The 21,210-nt window shown below is 62.2% G+C and carries 19 protein-coding genes and 1 pseudogene; 16 read left to right on the top strand and 4 right to left on the bottom strand.

The features are described 5' to 3' along the window. Positions 1–21: 21 nt before the first annotated feature. From NKH19_RS27580 to NKH19_RS27555, 6 genes are all read left to right on the top strand, one after another. Complete coding sequence (locus tag NKH19_RS27580; protein ID WP_352983174.1) at positions 22–576, top strand: tetratricopeptide repeat protein; 555 nt, start codon at positions 22–24, stop codon at positions 574–576. Between the two features lies 1 nt (position 577). After that, positions 578–1,117 (top strand): A24 family peptidase, encoded by a 540-nt coding sequence (locus tag NKH19_RS27575; RefSeq protein WP_352983172.1) that lies wholly within the window; start codon positions 578–580, stop codon positions 1,115–1,117. Between the two features lie 299 nt (positions 1,118–1,416). Beyond that, positions 1,417–2,085, top strand: a complete 669-nt coding sequence (locus NKH19_RS27570; protein ID WP_352983170.1) for a methyltransferase family protein — start codon at positions 1,417–1,419, stop codon at positions 2,083–2,085. Between the two features lie 15 nt (positions 2,086–2,100). Continuing rightward, on the top strand, positions 2,101–3,114 hold the full coding sequence (locus NKH19_RS27565; protein WP_352983168.1) for an acyltransferase family protein: 1,014 nt from the start codon (positions 2,101–2,103) through the stop codon (positions 3,112–3,114). Between the two features lie 416 nt (positions 3,115–3,530). Further along, on the top strand, positions 3,531–4,667 hold the full coding sequence (locus tag NKH19_RS27560; RefSeq protein ID WP_352983166.1) for a hypothetical protein: 1,137 nt from the start codon (positions 3,531–3,533) through the stop codon (positions 4,665–4,667). Between the two features lie 285 nt (positions 4,668–4,952). Further along, positions 4,953–5,972 carry an isopenicillin N synthase family dioxygenase gene (locus NKH19_RS27555; protein ID WP_352983164.1) on the top strand — a complete coding sequence of 340 codons (1,020 nt, stop codon included), beginning with the start codon at positions 4,953–4,955 and terminating at the stop codon, positions 5,970–5,972. Positions 5,973–6,219: 247 nt separating this feature from the next. Here NKH19_RS27555 and NKH19_RS27550 read toward each other — a convergent pair. The 4 genes and pseudogenes from NKH19_RS27550 to NKH19_RS27535 form a co-directional block, all read right to left on the bottom strand. Next, positions 6,220–7,291: pseudogene (locus NKH19_RS27550) on the bottom strand (alcohol dehydrogenase family protein). Between the two features lie 56 nt (positions 7,292–7,347). Further along, positions 7,348–8,727, bottom strand: a complete 1,380-nt coding sequence (locus tag NKH19_RS27545) for an aspartate aminotransferase family protein (protein WP_352983163.1) — start codon at positions 8,725–8,727, stop codon at positions 7,348–7,350. 33 nt (positions 8,728–8,760) lie between these two features. Continuing rightward, positions 8,761–10,254 carry an NAD-dependent succinate-semialdehyde dehydrogenase gene (locus NKH19_RS27540; protein ID WP_352983161.1) on the bottom strand — a complete coding sequence of 498 codons (1,494 nt, stop codon included), beginning with the start codon at positions 10,252–10,254 and terminating at the stop codon, positions 8,761–8,763. Between the two features lie 309 nt (positions 10,255–10,563). Continuing rightward, a complete protein-coding gene (locus NKH19_RS27535; RefSeq protein WP_352983205.1) occupies positions 10,564–11,055 on the bottom strand; it encodes an Lrp/AsnC family transcriptional regulator in 492 nt (163 codons plus the stop codon). Between the two features lie 83 nt (positions 11,056–11,138). Here NKH19_RS27535 and ehuR point away from each other — a divergent pair, with 83 nt between their 5' ends. The 10 genes from ehuR to doeB all read left to right on the top strand — a co-directional run bounded on the left by ehuR (position 11,139) and on the right by doeB (position 21,052). After that, positions 11,139–12,524, top strand: coding sequence for a MocR-like ectoine utilization transcription factor EhuR (gene ehuR / locus NKH19_RS27530; RefSeq protein ID WP_352983160.1), 1,386 nt, complete (start codon positions 11,139–11,141; stop codon positions 12,522–12,524). A gap of 123 nt (positions 12,525–12,647) precedes the next feature. Beyond that, on the top strand, positions 12,648–13,433 hold the full coding sequence (ehuA, locus tag NKH19_RS27525) for an ectoine/hydroxyectoine ABC transporter ATP-binding protein EhuA (protein WP_352871649.1): 786 nt from the start codon (positions 12,648–12,650) through the stop codon (positions 13,431–13,433). 67 nt (positions 13,434–13,500) lie between these two features. Continuing rightward, entirely contained in the window at positions 13,501–14,352 is an 852-nt protein-coding gene (gene ehuB, locus NKH19_RS27520) for an ectoine/hydroxyectoine ABC transporter substrate-binding protein EhuB (protein ID WP_352871648.1), read from the top strand. A gap of 163 nt (positions 14,353–14,515) precedes the next feature. After that, complete coding sequence (gene ehuC / locus NKH19_RS27515; RefSeq protein ID WP_352983158.1) at positions 14,516–15,175, top strand: ectoine/hydroxyectoine ABC transporter permease subunit EhuC; 660 nt, start codon at positions 14,516–14,518, stop codon at positions 15,173–15,175. A 34-nt stretch (positions 15,176–15,209) separates the two neighbouring features. Beyond that, a complete protein-coding gene (ehuD, locus tag NKH19_RS27510; protein WP_352983157.1) occupies positions 15,210–15,869 on the top strand; it encodes an ectoine/hydroxyectoine ABC transporter permease subunit EhuD in 660 nt (219 codons plus the stop codon). A 3-nt stretch (positions 15,870–15,872) separates the two neighbouring features. After that, the gene (gene eutA / locus NKH19_RS27505; protein WP_352983155.1) at positions 15,873–16,652 is read left to right on the top strand and encodes an ectoine utilization protein EutA; all 780 of its coding nucleotides are present in this window, start codon (positions 15,873–15,875) and stop codon (positions 16,650–16,652) included. Positions 16,653–16,657: 5 nt separating this feature from the next. Continuing rightward, on the top strand, positions 16,658–17,650 hold the full coding sequence (gene eutB / locus NKH19_RS27500) for a hydroxyectoine utilization dehydratase EutB (protein WP_352983153.1): 993 nt from the start codon (positions 16,658–16,660) through the stop codon (positions 17,648–17,650). Then, positions 17,647–18,639, top strand: coding sequence for an ectoine utilization protein EutC (eutC, locus tag NKH19_RS27495; protein WP_352983152.1), 993 nt, complete (start codon positions 17,647–17,649; stop codon positions 18,637–18,639). The genes eutB and eutC overlap by 4 nt, the downstream gene beginning before the upstream one ends. Positions 18,640–18,857: 218 nt before the next feature. Then, positions 18,858–20,048, top strand: coding sequence for an ectoine hydrolase DoeA (gene doeA, locus NKH19_RS27490; protein ID WP_352983150.1), 1,191 nt, complete (start codon positions 18,858–18,860; stop codon positions 20,046–20,048). A gap of 5 nt (positions 20,049–20,053) precedes the next feature. Next, the gene (gene doeB, locus NKH19_RS27485; protein ID WP_352983148.1) at positions 20,054–21,052 is read left to right on the top strand and encodes a N(2)-acetyl-L-2,4-diaminobutanoate deacetylase DoeB; all 999 of its coding nucleotides are present in this window, start codon (positions 20,054–20,056) and stop codon (positions 21,050–21,052) included. Positions 21,053–21,210 lie beyond the last annotated feature (158 nt).

The following is a 21,210-nucleotide window of genomic DNA, read 5'->3' as shown; positions in this document are numbered from 1 at the left end:
GACGACTCTTGGGGGACAAAAATGACAGGGCCAGTGCGCCTCGCAGTCGCAGCCGCAGCCAGTCTGCTGATAATGGCACTTGTTGGCTGCCAGACGGCGGACATAGCAGACGGTGTCGTCCGCACCAACGAGCCGTCGAAAGGCGATGTCACGTCCTTTGGCGACGCGTTCGACGGGTTGAAGACGGTCAGTGACGTCGAATATTATGCCTCCGACCAGGCTGTGGCCGAAGCCAAGAACCAGTTCCGCGCGGAAAACTACGGCAATGCCGGCGCCTTGTTCTTCAAGGCGACGCAACTGGCGCCCAACGACGGCGGTGCCTGGATGGGATTGGCCGCCTGCACCGACCGGATCCACCGTTTCGATCTGTCCGACCGGGCTTATGCCCGTGCGTCCAAGCTGGTCGGCGCGACGCCCGAATATTACAACAATGTCGGCTATTCCTATCTGCTGCGCGGCAAGCTGCAGGACGCACGCAGCAATTTCCTCAAGGCTTACGAACTGGCGCCCAACGATCCGACCGTCGCCAACAATCTGAAGCTTCTGTCGTCCAGCGTGCAGAACATCGAGCGATAAGATGTTGCTTGCCGCATCGCTGCTGCTCAAGGCGCTTGCCATCCCATTGCTGGCAAGGATTGCCTGGCTCGACTTCACCACGCAGAAAATATCCAACCGCGATGTGCTGCTGCTTTTGTGCCTCGGAATTGGATCGCTTCAGTTCGTATCGATCTTGGCCGGATCCTGGTGGGATATGGGCTTGAGCGCGGCTGCCGGCCTAGTGCTGTTTCTTGCGTTGTTCCCGTTCTGGCTCTTGCGCAAGATCGGCGCCGGCGACGTCAAGCTGATGGCGGTCATCCCTTTCCTGACCGGCGGCAACGACCTCATCGTGTTTTCCATGCTGCTACTGGTTTTCGCCCTAATCACTGCAGCGGCCATGAAAAATCCATTCCTGCTGCCCGCAGGCGCCTTCCGCGTCTACGTTCAGCATCTCGACCGCAAAGGCGTTGTGCCGTTCGGCGTGCCAATCTCGGTCGCGGCGATCTGTACGCTACTGCTGCTGATCTACGAAAGTGTGGTGTTGGCGAGCAGCTCTGGAATCCTGAATCAGCTTAACTGAACGGCGGCAGCCCGCTCTGCTATGCGAAAGCGAAATGCGGGCCAGCCAGCCGCATTTAGAGGCAACGCCAACCAAAACGCAAACGTTGCGCTGTGAGGGCTGAGTGCAATCATCGCAATGGCTGAAATCACAATTGAGATCGGCGCCGGGACACGAAGCACGAAGATTTGGCATTTGGCCACGATAGGCCGGACAGATTAATCAAAAGTTGAGACGGCATAGCCGTTAACTCTTTGGAAACCATCTTCTTGTCGGGGCGCGGAAGTGATGGTTCAATGACTGCTTAGAGGAGGATGAAAATGTTGAACGAGGATTTTTTTGGCCGTATTTCCATCGTCTTTGTCATGACGGTTATGGCGACGTCCAGCGCGATACCTCTGTTCCGCTATTTCCATCAGGATAACTCAGCAGGTTCGCTCGCAATCGTCACTCAACTGGCGTCAACCGTGTTTCTGTTGCTGCTGCTTGTGATGACCATCACCCGCCTTCCGCCGAAGGGAACTGCGCAGGGAATTGAACCGAGAGTAACCGCGGTAGCTGGAACATTTATGATCCTGCTCGCATTGAACCTGACGCCGGCATTGCAAAATGGGGCGGCGCAAGTGACGGCCCTCTGCCTGATCCTCATCGGTACAGCCAGTTCGATTTTCTGTCTTTATTGGCTGGGCCGTTCCTTCTCTCTCATGGCGACAGCTCGTCGCCTGGTTACCACTGGCCCGTACTCGATTGTCCGGCATCCGCTTTACATCTGTGAGGCGGTATTCGTTCTCGGGATGGTCCTTTCGCATCTGTCGCTGCTGATGGTCGCACTGAGCGCGTTTCAATTTCTTTTGCAGTATAGGCGTGTAAGAAATGAAGAGGCTATCCTTCGACAAACCTTCCCAGAATACGACGATTACGCTAAGCGCGTCCCCATGCTTTTGCCGCGGTTCCTTAGTGGGGCCATACCAAACTCTGGCGGCCAATAGTCAGGACTCGCCCTGTTGATATGGTCTTTGCAAATACTTCGCTTCGTTGCCGCGCTGATGGTCGTATATGTCCACGCAGCCCAGACTGCCGTCAAGGCCACTGGATCTAATGGCCTGTTACCTCACGATTTTCAGGTGGTCGGCTTCGCAGGCGTAGACATCTTCTTTGTTATATCAGGGGTGATTATTGCTAAGACGGCACCTGGTCTGACTTGGCGATCTTTCGCTTGGAGGCGATTCCGGCGCATTGTTCCGCTCTACCTGCTGATCAGCATCCCCTATGCGATCGTCGCCTACAAAACCGGCTTCGGCTGGCGGGACGCTGTGGCGACGCTCTTGCTGTGGCCCGCTACCGATCAAATGACCGCGCCGGCACTGCCAGCGGCCTGGACGCTGTGCTTCGAAATGCTGTTCTACGCCGCCGCGACCATCGTCCTCATCGATCGGCGACTGTTGTCGGGACTCGTCGGTATCTTCGGCCTCGCAATGATATTTCGCTCGGCGGGTCCGCTGTTGCAGTTTCTTGGCAACCCCCTGATCATCGAGTTCGGCTTTGGCGTCGTTCTCGCCTATGCACCTAGGTGGAAACCGGCTGTGTGGTGGCTGCCGGTCGGTGCCGCGGCGATGATAGCCGCCGGATTCATTGGGATAGCGCCGGGAGGGGGGACGCTGGAGTTCCTCAAGGGCGATAACGGCTTCCAGCGCGTACTGGTCTACGGTCTCCCGGCGACGATGATCGTTTTCGGCACGATGCAGATCGACGCTAAGCCGAGCGTCTGGACGGTTCTCGGTGATGCCTCTTATATGCTCTATCTGATCCACACTCTGCCGATAACGCTGCTTCTGATGGTGTGGACCGCTTTTCCGGTTCCCCCAGACCTTATCGTCGTGATCGGCACGGCTACATCAGTTCTTTTCGCTTGGCGGATGTACATTCGGTTCGAGTTGCCGCTACGCAAATTTCTGCGCCGGCATGATCCCCATCTGAAGACTGGCCGCCATCCATCTGGCTTGGCATTACGGGATTGACGACATGCTTCAATGCTAGCGACGCCAATCATATGGATTGTTGCAGGCGCATAGCGAACCTTGGCCGAGCCGTCTCCATTCGGTGGTTCGTTCTATCGTCAGTAGCTGGCCAGGAGAACGAACTCGGGTTAACGGGTTCCTTCGCAGCCTTCGCCGGCGCGTTGGCTGACGGAAACGAAAAACCCGCCTGCGCGGCGGGTCACTGGCGCAAATCAGCACCATGGACAAAGATGTACCATAGCTGAGGTCACGGAATCAAGAAAAAATTCCTATCGTGAAAAGCTGCCGACACAAAAACTGCCGCCGAACTGGCTGTCGCCAGGTCTTTTGTTAACCTGAGTTCGGAGCCCTACGTTCGGGACCTTGCCGAGCAATCAGGTCGATGGCTAAATAAACGATCACAGGGAGAAGGCAGCATGGCACTTCACCTTTCGGCGGATGCCCCGGTCTCAGTCGCTCCGCAGAAATATCTCTTTGGTCCGTTCATCGACTTTTTCATGCTTGGCGGGAGCGCGCTCGTGATCCTGCCGGTCCTTTATTTTGTGCCTCTCAGATACGAAGGTCTCGTGGCGCTGACCGCGTTTTTGCTGTCCCATCTCATCAACCAGCCGCACTTTGCCCATTCCTACCAGATTTTCTATCGCAATTTCGCGAGCAAGGTGCGCGGTGACGGGTACGACAGGAATCTCCAGCTTCGCTACATTTTCGCGGGCATTTTCGTCCCGCTGATCATGTGCGCTTTCTTTGCCTATGGCTCGGTAACCGGGAACGCTCGCCTGCTGGGATATGCCACCAATGCGATGGGCTTTTTCGTGGGCTGGCACTACGTCAAGCAAGGCTACGGCATGCTGATGGTGGACGCCGTGCTGAAACGCAAATTCTTCAGCGATCAGGACAAGAAGGTGTTGCTGTTCAACGGTTATGCCGTCTGGCTGTTCGCCTGGCTCCAGACAAACGCGGTGATCACCGAACGGCAGTTCTGGGGCCTGGATTACTACACATTCGCTGTCCCGCCATGGCTCCTCAACATCGCGCTGGCGGTCGCCGCTGCTTCCTCGGCGGCCACCGTCGTGATGTTCGTCAATCGCTGGCGCAAGCATGGTGGCGCGCTGCCGTATAACGGCGTCGTCGCCTACGTCGTCACGCTTTATGCCTGGATCCTGTTCGTGACGATAAATCCGCTTTGGCTGCTCGTGGTGCCGGCGCTCCATTCGTTGCAGTACCTGGCGGTGGTCTGGCGTTACCAGACCAATGTCGAGCGCGACCGCGCGGATGCCGCCAGGGATCCGGAGCTCAAGGTCCTGTCCATTGTCGGACCGCTGTACAGGCTGCGGGTGCTGGCATTCATCGTCGCCGGCACAATCCTTGGCGCGCTTGGTTTCTGGCTCGTGCCGATGGCGCTGACCGCCTTGGTCCCCTACGACAAACAGGTGCTCGGCTCGTCGCTTTTCCTCTTCATAGCGTGGATATTCATCAACGTGCACCACTACTTCCTGGACAATGTGATGTGGCGTCGCGGAAACCCGGAAGTGTCGAAATATCTGTTCCGCTAGGCGCTTGCCGATCCTCTTCGGCCACGCTCACCATTGGACGATGTCGCGCACGAAAGACGGCCACGCGCGATGCATTGCGGGCAAAAGACCAGCTTGGAACATTATTTGCCGACAGGCCATGATTCGCAGCGCCGGCGTTCTTCCATTCGGACCAGATTGGCGTGCCCGTTGCTTTGATCGGCGGTCACCGCGTGCCACTTTGGAGGCGCGATCCGTGCTCGGATCTCCTGCCTGTGGTCGCTTCTACCTCTCCCAGGCAAGGCAGAGAAAAGAAGGAACCCGACCATGCCCAGAATAGTGCCGGTGCTCGATCTCAGCCGTCTCGAACAAGGTGCGTCCGAGCATCGCACCTTTCTCCTGGACCTGCGCACGGCGGCCCGGGACGTCGGCTTCTTCTACCTCGGCGGTCACGGAATTTCCGCCGCGGAGATCGACGACGTGCTCGATGCCTCGCGCCGGTTCTTCGCATTGCCCGAAGCCGACAAGCTGGCCATCGAAATGGTCAAATCCCCGCAGTTTCGCGGCTACACCCGCGCCGGCGGCGAGCTGACCAAGGGCACGGCCGACTGGCGCGAGCAACTCGACATCGGTGTCGAGCGTCAGCCCATAGCGCAAGGGCCGGGAGTAGCACCCTGGACACGGCTGCAAGGGCCGAACCAGTGGCCCCAGGCGTTGCCGGAGCTCAAGCCGGCGCTGCTGGCATGGCAGACTAAGGCGACGGCGGTGGCGATCCGCTTGCTGAAGGCCTTCGCGCTGTCACTCGATCAGCCCGAGGATGCCTTCGACGCGATCTACCGCGACTCACCCAACCATCGCATGAAGATCGTGCGCTATCCCGGCCGTGACGCGACCGAAGGCGATCAGGGCGTCGGCGCGCACAAGGATGGCGGCTTCCTGACCCTGCTGCTGCAGGACGACAACAAGGGTCTGCAGGTCGAATATGACGGAAGCTGGGTGGATGTCGACCCGCTCCCCGGAACGCTGGTCGTCAACATCGGCGAACTGCTCGAACTGGCGTCGAATGGCTACCTGCGCGCCACCGTGCACCGGGTCGTGACGCCGCCTGCCGGCGTCGAGCGGATTTCCGTTCCCTTCTTCTTCAGCGCGCGGCTGGATGCCACCATCCCGCTTCTCGGCCTTTCCGAGGAACTGGCGGCACAGGCGCGCGGACCGGCGAGCGACCCGGACAACCCGTTGTTTCGCGATGTCGGGACCAATGTGCTCAAGAGCCGGCTGCGTTCACATCCCGACGTAGCACGCCGCCACTATGCCGATCTGCTCGAGACCGGAGCCGCGGGCTCGTGAGGGCCGCTGAGCACGAATTTTTGTCGTTTCCGATATTTTTTGGAATTCCATTCGTCGCCAAGCCGTCGAAATAAGCTCAAATAGGTAAAATCGTTCGGCGGTTTCCTCCCATTCCGCCGGACGGTGTTCCCCTCTGAAGGTTTTGACCTTCTTTTGGCCGGGCCGTATTCGAGCCCGGCCATTTTTCGTGCTGGTTTCGGACGGCGCAATCATTTCCGCATCGAGGCAGTGTTGAGGCATAGGTTATTCAGCCAGCCGAACCCCACATCGCATCCGGCACCACCACCAGCTTGCCGACGAAATCCTTGGCGATGAAATCCGCCTGCGCATGGTGGAAATCGGAGAGCTTTGTAGACGCCGCCGACCAGTGGCCGGATTTTCTTCGCCTCGATGTATCCGACGATGCGGCGAAAATCCGCGCGCGTGCCTTGGCTCGAGCCATGCAGCTGCAACTGCTTCAGATACATGGTCCTGAGATCGAGCTGCACGACCGGGCCGGCGATCGCGCCGGCGGTGGTGTAGCGGCCCTCGGGTCGCAGGATGCGCAGGAGGTCGTTGAAGATGGCGCCGCCGACGAGGTCGGCCACCACGTCGATCGGCTGACCGCCGGTCGCCTCCGCTACGGCTTGCGGCAGGTCGGGAACGCCACGGGTGATGACAGCCTCGGCACCGATGTCGCTTACCGCCTGCTCCTTGCCCTTGCCGACGATGGCATAGGGAATGGCGCCGCGCGCCCGTGCCAATTGCACGATGCCGGAGCCGACGCCGCCCGAGGCGCCGGTGACCAGCACGCGTTCGCCGGCTTTCAGGCCCGCGCGTTCCAGCATCTGTTCGCCGGTCAGATAGGCGCAGCAGAAGGTGGCGAGTTCGACATCGGTCATGTCCGTGTCGACGACATGGGCATTCTCGGCCGGCACGGCCTGGTACTCGGCGTAACCGCCGTCGCGGCCGTGGCCCATATAGTCGATGTCGGCGAGCGAATCGTCGTCGCGATTGTAGATGGAGAAATCGACCATCACCCGTTCGCCGATGCGGTCAGGCGAAACGCCTTCGCCGACGGCGGCGATGGTGCCGACAGTGTCGGTGCCCTGGATGCGCGGGAAGCTCAGTGTGTTGCCCTGGCGCCGCCAGGTCGACACCGCGGCCGCGTCCTCTTCCGTGCCATAGGCGCCCTGGCGCACCCAGACATCGGTGTTGTTCATCCCGCAGGCGCTGACTTTCACCAGCACCTCACCAGGAGCAGGCGAGGGCACTTTCACGTCGCCGCGGTAGACGAGTTTTTCCGGACCGCCGTGCCCGGTGAGCAGCACGGCGGCCATGGTGGCGGGGAGGGTTCTGGTCATGGCATTCTTAGTCATGGCATTCATGGTCGATCTCAGAGATTGGCGAACACGCTCTTGACCGCATCGGCGGTCTTCGAAACGACGATGTCGGCTTCCTCACGGGTCAGGCATAGCGGCGGCGCAAAGCCGAGAATGTCGCCCTGCGGCATGGCGCGGCCGATGACGCCGCTTGCTGCAAGCGCTGTCGCCACCTGCGGTCCGATCTTGAGCGAAGCGTCGAAGAACACCCGGTCGTCCTTGTCGGCAACGAACTCGACCGCCGCCAGCATGCCGTCGCCGCGCACGTCGCCGACATGTTTGTGGCCGCCGACTGCCTTGGCCAGCTCAGCGCGGAAATAGGCGCCGGTCACGCGGGCATTGGTCACAAGGTCCATCTCGTCGATCAATTCGAGATTGGCGACGCCGGCGGCAACGCAGATCGGATGCGCCGAATAGGTCCAGCCATGACCGAGCGAGCCGAGTTTGTCGGAACCCTCAACCAGCACCTGCCACATCTTGTCGGCGACGATGACGCCCGATAGCGGCGCGTAGGCCGAGGTCAGACCCTTGGCGATGGTGATCAGGTCCGGCTTGATACCGTAATGGTCGGAGCCGAACATGGTGCCCAGCCGACCGAAGCCCGTCACCACTTCGTCGGCGACCAGCAGCACGTCATACTTCTTCAGCACCGCCTGGATCTTTTCCCAGTAGAAGGCGGGCGGCGGCACGATGCCGCCGGTGCCGAGGATCGGCTCGCCGATGAAGGCAGCGACCGTTTCCGGCCCCTCGGCCAGGATCATCTCCTCGAGCTTGTCGGCGCAATGTTGCGAAAACTGCTCCTCGCTCATCGAACGGTCGGCGCGGCGGAAATAGTACGGCGCCTCGGTGTGCAGGATCGGCGCGCGCGGCAGGTCGAAGGCGTTGTGGAACAGGTCGAGCCCGGTGAGCGATCCCGTCATCACGCCCGAGCCATGATAGCCGCGCCAGCGCGAGATGATCTTCTTCTTCTCCGGCCGACCGAGCACGTTGTTGTAATACCAGATCAGCTTGATGTTGGTTTCGTTGGCATCCGAACCCGAGAGGCCGAAATAGACCCTCGACATGCCCTTTGGCGCGCGGTCGATGATCATCTTGGCGAGCGTTATCGAGGCCTCGGTGCCGTGGCCGACATAGGCGTGGTAGTAGGCGAGGTTCTTCGCCTGGGCAGCGATGGCATCGGCGATCTTCTGGCGGCCGTAGCCGACATTGACGCAATAGAGGCCGGCGAACGCATCGAGGCTCTTCTTGCCATTGTTGTCCCACACGGTGACGCCTTCACCGCCGGCCATGATGCGCGTCGGGCTCTCGCCGCGCGCATGCGTGCCCATATGGGTCGAGGGATGGAAGAAGTGATCGCGATCCCAGGCGGCGAGTTCGTTGGACTGGTCTAGCATTTTTTGACTCCTTGAGGGATGGCCGGACGAAATCTAAGCGATGTCCAGGCAGAGATACTTCAGATCGGTAAAGGCTTCGAGCCCGTGGCGCGAACCCTCGCGGCCGATGCCGGATTGCTTGACACCGCCGAAGGGTATCGGCGCGCCGGTGATCTTGACGCGGTTGATGGCGACCATGCCGTAGTCGAGCGCGCGGCCCAGGCGCTGCTGGCGGGCGCCGTTTTCGGTCACGACATAGGCGACGAGGCCATATTCGGTGGCGTTGGCGCGGGCGATCACTTCGTCCTCGCTGTCGAACGGCGTCACGGCGGCAACCGGACCAAAGGTCTCCTCGCGCATGATCAGCGCCTCGTCCGCGACGTCGGCCAGCAGCGTCGGCTGGTAGAACAATGGGCCAGCCTGATGCCGCTTGCCGCCCGTCAGGCAGCGCGCACCGTGGGTCAGCGCGTCGGCGACCTGCTCCTCGACCTTCTTGACGGCGCGCTCATGCATCAGCGGCCCAATGTCGGTTCCATCGGCAAGACCATTGCCGGTCCACAGCGTCTCGATGCGCTGGGCGAAAGCTGCGCAGAAGCGATCGTAGATCGGACGCTGGACATAGATGCGGTTGGCGGCGAGGCAGTCCTGGCCCGACGTGGCGAATTTGGCATCGATGGCAATGTTAAGCGCTTTGTCCAGATCGGCATCGGCAAAGACGATCAGCGGTGCATGGCCACCAAGCTCCATCACCAGCCGCTTCATGGTCGGCGCACTTTGCGCGGCGATCAGCCTGCCGATCTCGGTCGAGCCGGTGAAGCTCATGGCGCGAACGCGCGGGTCTTCGCACATCCGGCCGACGATGGTCGAAGCCTTGCCGGTGACGATGTTGAAGACGCCGGCGGGCAGGCCGGCACGCTCGCCAAGCTCGGCCAACGCCAGCGCCGACAACGGCGTTTCCGAGGAGGGATGCGCGACGATGGTGCAGCCGGCGGCCAGAGCTGCCGCCGCCTTGCGGGTCAGCATCGCCGACGGAAAATTCCACGGCGTGACGACGCCGACGACACCGAGCGGCTCGCGCCGCACCATCATTTCGGCGTTCGGCAGATGGCTGGTGACGCCCTCGGCGTTCAGGCGTTTTGCTTCTTCCGCATACCATTCGACGAAGGAAGCGGCATAGTCGATTTCACCGAGCGACTCCCGCAGCGGCTTGCCCTGCTCCAGCGTCATCAGCAGAGCAAGGTCTTGTTTAGCGGCAATGATCAGTTCGAACCATTTTCGCAGGATTTTCGAGCGCTCCTGCGGCAACAACGCCCGCCACGCCGGAAAGGCACGCGCGGCGGCATCGATCGCCTTTGTCGTCTGCTTGCCATCGAGCGCGGCGACGAAAGCGACGGTGGTGCCGGTGGCCGGATCGGTGACCTCGAAGCTTTCAGCGGCTTCGCTTGCCGTCCAGTGCCCGTCGACATAGGCGAGCTCACGCAGCAGCCGGCGGTCGGCCAGGCGATCGAGCGCTTCATGGCGATGCGAGCGGGCAAAATGCGCGGACATGGTTCGAGGCCTCCCGGTTCGGAATGATGCGGGAAGACTATCCGTCCTATGCGGACAGAGAGGCTGTTTGGACAGCGCCACAGAGAGAGATTGTCTCTATTGGCCCGTGGGCGCAGATGATCTCTCTACTGACCGATGGGCGCTACTAAACCCTGGAGATTGGCCGAAAGCTCCCCGCCATGGATCCCGGGGTCTGCGCTGCGTCGCTGCGCTCCTTGCTTCGCCCCAGGATGACGAACTTCGCCCCAGGATGACGAAGCTATGGGCGTTTCGATCAGTCTCCCGGGTGTACAGTAGGGGACATCGACCTCAAGCCGACGCCGGCAAAAGGTCGGCTATGGGCAGCGCAATCTCGTCCTTCACTGTCTTGATGACGATGTAGGTGAAGTAGCGATCGATGCCGATTTCACGCTCAAGCAAGCCGTCGACCAGGCGCTGATAGGCGTCGATGTCGCGCGCCATCACCTTCAGCACATAGTCGACGCCGCCACCGACCGACCAGCAGGCGACGATCTCGGGAATGTCGCGGATGACGCGCTCGAAGCGGTCGAAATCGGCCTGGCGGTGGTTGGCCAGCGTCACCTCCATCAGCACGGTGGCGACGGGGGCAACGATGCGCATCGCGATCCTGGCGTGATAGCCCGAGACGATGCCGGCCTTTTCCAGCTTGCGCAGCCGCATCCAGCACGGCGTCGGCGACAGGCCGACCTGTTCGGCCAGCGCCAGCTTGGTGATGCGTCCGTCGCGCTGGATGGCGTCGAGGATTTTGAGGTCGATCGGGTCGAGTTTCGCGGCAGTCATCTGCATCCACTTTTTCGTCGACTGCACCATGACGGCGCATTATTTCGATTGTCAATTGCACTGATTTCGATCTCTAATAAGTCATGACATTGTGGCGTCCCGATCCCAAGCTCATCCGGCGGCCAGCGTATCAGTCGCTTGCCGACCAGTTCGCGCGCGCCATCCATGACGGGCGCCTTGCCAATGACGCTCGGCTGCCGACCCACCGCCGACTGGCCGACGACCTCAAACTTTCGGTGCAGACCGTCAGCCGCGCCTATGAGGAGCTGATCCGGCGCGGCCTGATTTCGGGCGAGATCGGCCGCGGCAGTTTCGTCCAGACGCAGCGCCGCGAGCCGGAACCGCCATACCTGCCGGAGCGGCTCGGCGAAGTCATCGATCTCTCGATCCTGAAACCGGTCTGCGAACCGATGCATCTGGAGCGGCTGAAGCAGGCACTGGGCTGGCTGGCGGAGAATCTGCCGTCGAGTTCTGCACTTTCGTTCCGTCCCAACATGGTGTTTCCACGTCACCGCGCGGTGGCGGTCGAATGGCTTAGACTGTGCGGGCTCGACACCTCCGCGCAGAACATCAGCCTGACCAACGGCGCCACAGCCGGCATGACGGTGGCGCTGATGAGCGTGGCGCCGCCGGGCTCGACGGTCGCCACCGAGGCGATCGGGCACCATACGCTGGTGCCGCTGGCCCGCTATCTCGGCTTCAACCTCGAGGGGCTGCCGATTGATGACAATGGGCTGATCCCGGAAGCGCTGGACGAGGCATGCCGGCTTTCCGATATCCGCGCCGTCTTCGTGCAGCCCTCGGTGATCAATCCGACGGCGACGCTGATGGATGCGGCGCGGCGCGAGCAGATCGCCGCCGTGGCGCGCAAGCACGACATCGCCATCATCGAGAACGATGTGCTCGGCCCGCTGGTCGAGGACCGGCCGCCGCCGGTCGCTGCGTTTGCGCCAGAGCGCACGCTCTACGTCACCTCCTTTACCAAGATCGTGGTGCCTGGCTTGCGCATCGGCTATCTCGCCGCGCCCGACCGCTATGTCGCCGCCGTCGCCAACCGGCATCTGGTCTCGAACTGGATGGCGACGCCGCTGGTGGCCGAGATCGCCACCAAATGGGTGACCGACGGCACCGCGATGGAACTTGTCCACTGGCAGCGCGCGGCGCTGCGGCGGCGGCTGGATATCGCGGCGGAGGTGCTGGCCGGGGTCGACTATCGCGCCCGGCGCGACGGGCTGCATGTCTGGCTGCAACTGCCCGCCGACCGCGCCGAGGAAAGTTTTGTCGCCCAGGCCCGGCTGCAGGGCGTGGCGATCGCGCCCGGCACATCCTTCCGCATTTCGGATGCGCCCTGGCATCCGGCGGTGCGCATCTCGCTGGGCTCGACCACTGAAGGGGAACTGCGCGCCGGCCTCGGCGTTGTCACCAAGCTTTTGCTTGGCGATCCGGAACATCTGTTGCTCGCTATCTAGGCCGAAGTGCTCGGAAATTGTGCGGAATCAGAATAATTGTCATGATATTATTTTCCCAATTGACATGATTTGGCGCGTTCCGCATCGTTAAGAGCATAGACCTCTCCAGGACGGGGAACCGCAGTGCCCACGCCCATCATCAAGATCGACGCCATTTCCAAAAGCTTCGGCACGTTCAAGGTGCTGGACGGCCTGTCGATGCAGGTCATGCCTGGCGAGAAGCTGGCGCTGATCGGCCCGTCGGGCTCGGGCAAGACGACGATCCTGCGCATCCTGATGACGCTGGAGCGCATCGATGGCGGTCATATCCAGATCGACGGCGAGCAACTCTACCACATGGAGCGCAACGGCCAGTTGCTGCCCGCCGATGAGCGGCACCTGACAAGGATGCGCCAGAAGATCGGCATGGTCTTCCAGCTGTTCAACCTGTTTCCGCACAAATGCGTCATCGACAATGTCACTTTGGCGCCGATGCTGACCAAGGGCACGCCGCGCGCCGCCGCCGAAAAGCGGGCGATGGAACTGCTCGAAATGGTGGGCATGGCCGACAAAGCCAAGAGCATGCCGGCGCAATTGTCCGGTGGGCAGAAGCAACGCGTCGCGATCGCCCGAGCACTCGCGCTGTCGCCGAAGATCATGCTGTTCGACGAGGTGACGTCGGCACTCGATCCGGAGTTGGTCGAGGAGGTGATGAACGTCATGCGCAAGCTCGCCGCCGAGACCGACATGACTATGCTGCTGGTCACCCACGAGATGGGCTTTGCCCACGACTTCGCCGACCGGGTGCTGTTCTTCGATCGCGGCAAGATCGTCGAGGAAGGCAAACCCGACGAGATTTTCCGCAATCCAAAGCAGGAGCGTACGCAAGGCTTCCTGAAGAAGATCATCGCGGCCGGACATCGCGTCTGACCGCAATGCCAGGGGTGGCGAGGCCATCCGGAACAAAAGCAAGACAAGAAACAAGGAGTTGGGAACAATGAAGAAACTTGGCATTCTGGCCGGTGTCGCCGGCCTTGCGCTAACCGCGGTGCTGGCCGCCTCGACCGCCGGTTCGGCCGACGACAGCAAGCTCGAGCAGCTCAAGGCGCAAGGCTTTGCCCGCGTCGCCATCGCCAACGAGCCGCCCTATACGGCGGTCGCCGCCGACGGCAAGGTTTCGGGCGCAGCGCCCGATGTGGCGCGCGAGATCTTCAAGCGCCTCGGTGTTGCCGATATCGTCGCCTCGATCTCGGAGTATGGCGCGATGATCCCCGGCCTGCAGGCCGGGCGCTTCGACGTCGTCACCGCCGGCCTGTTCATGAAGCCGGAGCGATGTGCCGCCGTTGCCTATTCGGAACCGGTGCTGTGCGACGCCGAGGCGATGCTGGTGAAGAAGGGCAACCCGAAAGGCTTCAAGAGCTATGAGGATGTAGCCAAGGATGCCACCGCAACCATCGGCGCGCCCGGCGGCGGCACCGAAGAGAAACTGGCGCTCAATGCCGGCGTGCCGCGCGAGCGTGTCATCGTTGTGCCGGATGGCCAGAGCGGCGTGAAGATGCTGCAGGATGGCCGCATCGACGTTTACTCGCTGCCTGTTCTGTCGATCAACGACCTGGTCAAGAAAGCCAATGATCCGAACCTCGAAGTCATCGCGCCGGTGCAGGGCGCGCCGGTCTATTGCGACGGCGCCGCCTTCAAGAAGGGCGACGAGGCGCTGCGCGACGCCTTCGACGTCGAACTGGCCAAGCTGAAGACATCGGGCGAGTTCGCCAAGATCATCGAGCCCTACGGCTTCTCGGCGGCGGCCGCGATGTCGACGACGCGCGACAAGCTCTGCGCGGCGAAGTAGCGCCTTCTTTTTCCTTCTCCCCGTTTCATGGGGAGAAGGTGTCACGAAGTGACGGATGAGGGGCGGCGCCAACTTCTGAGAGTTTAGCGCCGCCCCTCATCTGCCTGCCGGCATCTTCTCCCCGTCAACGGGGAGAAGGAGCTAAACCAACGTTGGAACCTAGATGACCCAATGGTCCGGCTATGTCGGCCTGATATTGCAGGGAGCGCTTGTCACCATCGAGCTGACGCTGATGGGGTCGGTGCTTGCCCTGTTCATGGCCTTTCTCGCCGGGATAGGTCGGCTGTCGCGCTTCTTCGTGCTGCGCGCGCTGGCCACCGCCTATATCGAATTCTTTCGTGGCACCTCGATCTTCGTGCAGTTGTTCTGGGCCTATTTCGTGCTGCCCTTTGCCGGTATTTCGCTGACGCCGCTGCAGGCCGGGGTGCTGGCGCTCGGCCTCAATGTCGGTGCCTATGCCGCCGAAGTGGTGCGTGGCGCCATCCAGTCGATCGGCCGCGAACAATACGAGGCCTGCACCGCGCTAAATCTTGGCCGCTGGCAAGCCATGCGTCACATCATCTTGCCGCAGGCGCTGCTGGTGATGCTGCCCACCTTCGGCAACAACGCCATCGAACTGCTCAAGGCGACCGCCGTTGTGTCGCTGATCTCGCTCACCGACCTGACCTTCCAGGCGCAGGTGGTGCGCGCCCAGACCGGTAACACCATGGTGCCCTTCACCACCATCCTGTTCATCTATTTCATCCTGGCGCTGCTCATCTCATGGGGCGTGCGCTCGCTGGAACACCGCATGGCGCGCGGCCTCGATGGGGTGCGCGTCTGATGGCCAATGCCCTTCTGATAAATTGGGCCTGCTGATGGAATGGGATTGGAATTTCGTCTGGGAAATCATGCCGACGCTGATCCAGGGGGTGAAGATCACCATCCTGGCGACGCTGCTCGGTTCGGTGCTGGCGGCGATCGTCGGTCTGGGCATCGCGCTGGCGCGCCGCTCGCCCAACAAGGCGTTGTCGCGCACGGTCGGCTTCCTGGCCGAGTTCATTCGCGGCACGCCGTTGCTGGTGCAGCTCTATTTCATCTTCTACGTGCTGCCCGACATCGGCATCCTGTTGCCGCCGCTGGTGGCGGGTGTCATCGGGCTCGGGCTGCACTACGGCACCTACACGGCGGAAGTCTACCGCGCCGGCATCGACAATGTGCCGCGCGGCCAATGGGAGGCAGCCAAGGCGTGCAATCTGGGCGCCAGGCAAACCTGGACCCACATCATCATTCCGCAGGCCATTCGGCCGATGATCCCGGCGCTGGCCAATTATTTCATCGCCATGTTCAAGGAAACGCCGCTGCTGTCGGCGATCACCGTGCTGGAGTTGATGAACCAGGCGAAAAGCGTTGCCAACACCTATTATCGCTACATCGAGCCGATCACGCTGGTCGGTGCTTTCTTCCTCGTCATCAGTCTGTTTTCGGTCATTCTGCTACGCTGGCTGGAACGCCGCTACGGCAAGATCGAGAGGTAACCGATGCAACCCTTGCCCGAGATAGAGGTCTATCCGAAACGGCCGCCACTGGATGCGCGCCCGCTTGAGCGTCGCGTCGGCCTGATTATCCTGGCCACCGATCACACCAGCGAACCGGATTTTCGCCGCATGGTGGCGAGCGAGCGGATCGGCGTCTACGTCGCGCGCATTCCCTACGCCAACCCGACGACACCGGATAATCTGCGCAAGATGCAGCCGGCGCTGACGGCCGGCGCGACCCTGATCCTGCCGGATGAGCCGCTCGATGCCATCTGCTATTCCTGCACGTCGGCCTCGGTGGTGATCGGCGATGCCGAGATCGAGGCCGCGATCCAGGCCGCCAAACCCGGCGTGCCAGTCGTCACGCCGCCGATGGCGGGCGTGCGCGGGCTGCGTGCGCTGGGCGCAAACAGGATCAGCATTCTCACGCCCTACACGGTCGAGACATCTAGGCCGTTGGCGGCCTATTTCGCGGCGCGGGGGTTCGACATCGCCAGCTTCACCTGTCTCGGCTTCGAGGACGACCGCGAGATGGCGCGCATCGCCCCGGCAGCGCTTGTCGATCTGGCGCGTGAGGCGACCGACGCGAGCGCCGATGCCCTGTTCGTGTCCTGCACGGCGCTGCGTGCTGCCCTCGCGGTCACCGGCATGGAAAAGGCGATCGGCCGTCCCGTGGTGACCAGCAACCAGGCGACAGCCTGGAATTGTCTGCGGCTTTGCGGCGACGAGACAGCCCATCCCGAATCCGGCCGTCTGATGACGCTGCCATTGCCGCGTGATTGATGATCATGACACAGGTTACGCTAGAACACATTTGCGCCGCGCGTGAGCGCATTGCCGGCAAGGTCGAGCGTACGCCGACCGTGCTGTCCCCGAGTCTTTCCGAACAGTTGGGCGCACAGGTTCATCTCAAGCTCGAACATCGCCAAACCACCGGCAGCTTCAAGCTGCGCGGCGCCTCGAATGCCGTCGCTTCGCTGAGCGCTGACGAGAAGGCGCGCGGCGTGGTCGCGGCGTCGACCGGCAATCATGGCCGGGCGCTTGCCCATGCGGCGAAGCTCGAAGGAATGCGCGCGGTGATCTGCATGTCGCGGCTGGTGCCGGGCAACAAGCTCGACGAAATCCGCCGGCTTGGCGCGGAGGTCCGCATCGTCGGCAACAGCCAGGACGATGCCCAGCAGGAAGTCGATCGGCTGGTGGCGCAGGAGGGGCTGGTGATGCTGCCGCCCTTCGACCATCCTTCCATCATTGCCGGGCAAGGCACGCTCGGGCTGGAGATGATCGAGCAGGTCCCGGATGCTGCCCTCGTTCTGGTCCAGCTCTCTGGCGGCGGGCTCGCCTCCGGCGTTGCCGCGGCCGTTAAAGGCGTCAGCCCCCGTACAAAAGTCATCGGCGTCTCGATGGCGCGTGGTGCGGCAATGAAGGCCAGCCTCGATGCCGGCCACCCGGTGCTGGTGGAAGAATTGCCAACGCTGGCGGATTCGCTCGGCGGCGGCATCGGCCTCGACAACCGGCTGACCTTCGCCATGTGCCGCGACCTGCTCGACGATGTCATACTGCTTGGCGAGGACGAGATCGCCGCCGCCATCCGCCACGCCTATGCGCAAGAGCGCGAAATCGTCGAGGGCGCCGGCGCGGTCGGCATCGCGGCGCTGCTCGCCGGCAAGGTCAGGTCGGACGGGCCGGTGATTGTTCTGCTTTCCGGCCGCAACATCGACATGGACCTGCACCGCAAGATCGTTTGCGGCGAGGCACCGTCGCTCAAGGAGCGCGCAGCATGAGCCGGATTACAATTCTCACCGAAGCTGAATTGCGCGCGATCGTGACGCTCGATCTTGATGCCGTAGCCTGCGTCGAAAACGCCTTCCGCGCGCTCGCCACCCTGCCGGTGGCTATGCCGCCGATCATGCGGCTCGACATTCCCGAGCATCGCGGCGAGGTCGACGTGAAGACCGCCTATGTGCCGGGCATCGACGGCTTTGCCATCAAGATCAGCCCCGGCTTCTTCGACAATCCGAAGCTCGGCCTGCCCAGCGTCAACGGCATGATGGTGCTGCTGTCGGCCAAAACCGGTCTGGTCGAGGCGCTGCTGCTCGACAATGGTTATCTGACCGACATCCGCACGGCCGCCGCCGGTGCCGTCGCCGCCAAACATCTGTCGCGGCCGGACTCCTCAGTGGCCGCGATCTTCGGTGCCGGCATCCAGGCCGGGCTGCAACTTGAAGCACTCATGCTGGTGCGGCCGATCACCGAGGCACGCATATGGGCGCGGGATGCCGGCAAGGCAGAAACGACTGCTGGCGCCTTGCGCAAAAAGCTCGGCATTCTCGTGCGCGCCGAGCCCGACGCGGCAAACGCGGTCGTCGGCGCCGACATCATCGTCACCACCACACCGTCGACCGAGCCGCTGATCAAGGCGGGGTTTGTTTCCGCGGGCCAGCACATCACCGCCATGGGCTCCGACGCCGAGCACAAGAACGAGATCGCCCCGGCAATCCTGCGCATGGCCGATCTTTATGTCGCCGACAGTGCCCGCCAGACGCGGCGCCTGGGCGAACTGCATCATGCCATCGCGGCGGGTGTGGTGGCTGGCGATGCGGAGGTGACCGAACTCGGCCAGATCATCGCCGGCGCAAAACACGGCCGGCGTTCGGCCGGCGACATCACCATTGCCGACCTGACCGGCACCGGCGTGCAGGATACGGCGATAGCCACGCTCGCCCGCGACCGTGCGCGGGCGGCCAATTCCGGGACCATTTTCGAAAGCTGATGCTGGCCGCAAGAGCACGATCCGGAAAAGTGGGAACCGGTTTTCCGAAGAGATCATGCTCAAACAAGAAAATTAGCATGATCCGGAAAAGTGGGAAGCGGTTTTCTCGGACAAACGGTTTCCGTTTGTCCAGAGATCATGCTCAAGCAAAATTATCTGGAGCCGGACTCAACGAAGTTGAAACAGGCTCCAGGCCCAACAAACGAGGACCAAGAACAATGCAGCCGAACCTGAAATTCTCGCGAGGCGAATATGCAGAACGCCTCGCCAAGACGCGCAAAGCCATGGAGGGGAAGGGCGTCGATCTCCTGATCGTCAGCGATCCATCGAACATGGCCTGGCTGACCGGCTATGATGGCTGGTCGTTCTATGTGCACCAGGCCGTCATCGTGCCGCCGTCGGGCGAGCCGGTGTGGTACGGCCGCGGCCAGGACGCCAACGGCGCCAAGCGCACCGCCTATCTCGCGCATGACAACATCGTCGGCTATGCCGACCACTACGTGCAGTCGACCGAGCGCCATCCGATGGATTTCTTGTCGAGCGTGCTTGCCGATCGCGGCTGGGGCAAGCTCACCATCGGCGTCGAGATGGACAACTACTGGTTCTCTGCCGCCGCCTTCGCATCGCTGCAGAAGCATCTGCCCAACGCCCGCTTCGTCGACGCCACCGCACTGGTCAACTGGCAGCGCGCGGTCAAGAGCCCGACCGAGATCGACTATATGCGCAAGGCCGCCCGCATCGTCGAGGCGATGCACCAGCGCATCGTAGACAAGATCGAGGTCGGCATGCGCAAATGCGATCTCGTTGCCGAGATCTATGATGCCGGCACGCGCGGCGTCGACGGCCCAGAGGGGCGAATTGGCGGCGACTATCCGGCGATCGTGCCGTTGTTGCCGTCGGGCGCCGACGCTTCGGCGCCGCATCTAACCTGGGACGACAAGCCGATGCAGCGCGGTGAGGGCACCTTCTTCGAAATCGCCGGTTGCTACAACAGGTACCATTGCCCACTGTCGCGCACCGTTTTCCTCGGCAAGCCGACGCAGGAATTCCTCGATGCCGAGAAGGCAACGCTGGAGGGCATGGAAGCGGGCCTGGCGGCGGCGAAACCCGGCAACACCTGCGAGGATATCGCCAACGGCTTCTTCGACGTGCTGAAGAAATACGGCATCGTCAAGGACAACCGCACCGGCTATCCGATCGGCCTGTCCTATCCGCCGGACTGGGGCGAACGCACGATGAGCCTGCGCCCCGGCGACCGTACCGAGCTCAAGCCGGGCATGACCTTCCATTTCATGACCGGCCTGTGGCTGGAGACCATGGGACTTGAGATCACCGAGTCCATTCTGATCACCGAAACCGGTGTAGAGTGCCTGGCCAATGTGCCGCGCAAACTGGTGGTGAAGGATTGAACCCGATGTCGAGTCTACGCCCATCACCGATCGCGTCGACGGTGGATTTCGACCGTGACGGCGTCCAGCATGGTTTCTTGCGTCTGCCCTACAGCCGCGACGATTCGGCGTGGGGCTCGGTGATGATCCCGATCTGCGTCATCCGCAACGGCGAGGGGCCGGCAGCACTGCTGACCGGCGGCAACCATGGCGACGAGTATGAGGGGCCGCTGGCGCTCTACGATCTCGCCCGCACGCTCGATCCCAAGCATGTCAGCGGTTCCGTGATCATCGTGCCGGCGATGAACTACCCAGCCTTCCGCGCCGGCACCCGCACCTCGCCGATCGACAAGGGCAACATGAACCGCAGCTTTCCCGGCCGGCCGGACGGCACGGTGACCGAGAAGATCGCCGACTATTTTCAACGTGAGTTGCTGCCTCGCGCCGACATCGTGTTCGACTTCCATTCCGGCGGCAGGACACTGGACTTCGTGCCGTTCTGCGCCGCGCATACTTTGCCGGACAAGGCACTGGAGCAGAAAGCTTTCGAGGCGGTTGCGGCATTTTCTGCCCCGTTCTCGATGCGCATGATCGAGATCGACGCTGTCGGCATGTACGACACGGCTGCCGAGGAGATGGGCAAGGTCTTTGTCAGCACCGAGCTTGGCGGCGGCGGGACCTCCCGTGCGCAAACCGTACGGATCGCGCGGCGCGGTATTCTCAATGTGCTGCGTTATACCGGCATCGTTGCCGGACCGGTCGAGAAGAGCCCGACGCAGTGGCTCGACATGCCATCGGGCGATTGCTTTTCGTTCGCCGAGGATGACGGTATGATCGAAACCATGATCGATCTTGGCGAGTTCGTCGAAGAAGGCGCGGTGCTGGCCCGCATCCATTCCACCGGTCGCACCGGCATCGCCCCCCAGGAAATCCGGGCAAAAATGTCGGGCATGCTGGCGGCGCGGCATTTCCCCGGCCTAGTCAAGGCCGGCGACTGCGCGGCGGTCGTGGCTGTGCACGTCTGAAGCTTGAACCCTGCGGCAAGGTTGTCCATCCCAGCTTGTTTCCGCCCTTCGGCGCGGCGGAAAGAAGCAGGATGGCAGGGGAATCGGGTGAGTTAATTATCGTGAGATGACGCTTACGAGGAATTCGTCGTCCCACGCCGCCACTTTTCGTTTCAATC

It is taken from the genome of Mesorhizobium sp. M1338 (assembly GCF_040318045.1).
Classification (GTDB): domain Bacteria; phylum Pseudomonadota; class Alphaproteobacteria; order Rhizobiales; family Rhizobiaceae; genus Mesorhizobium.
The sequence above is the reverse complement of the archived record's forward strand: the minus strand, read 5'-3'. Positions and strand labels throughout refer to the sequence as shown.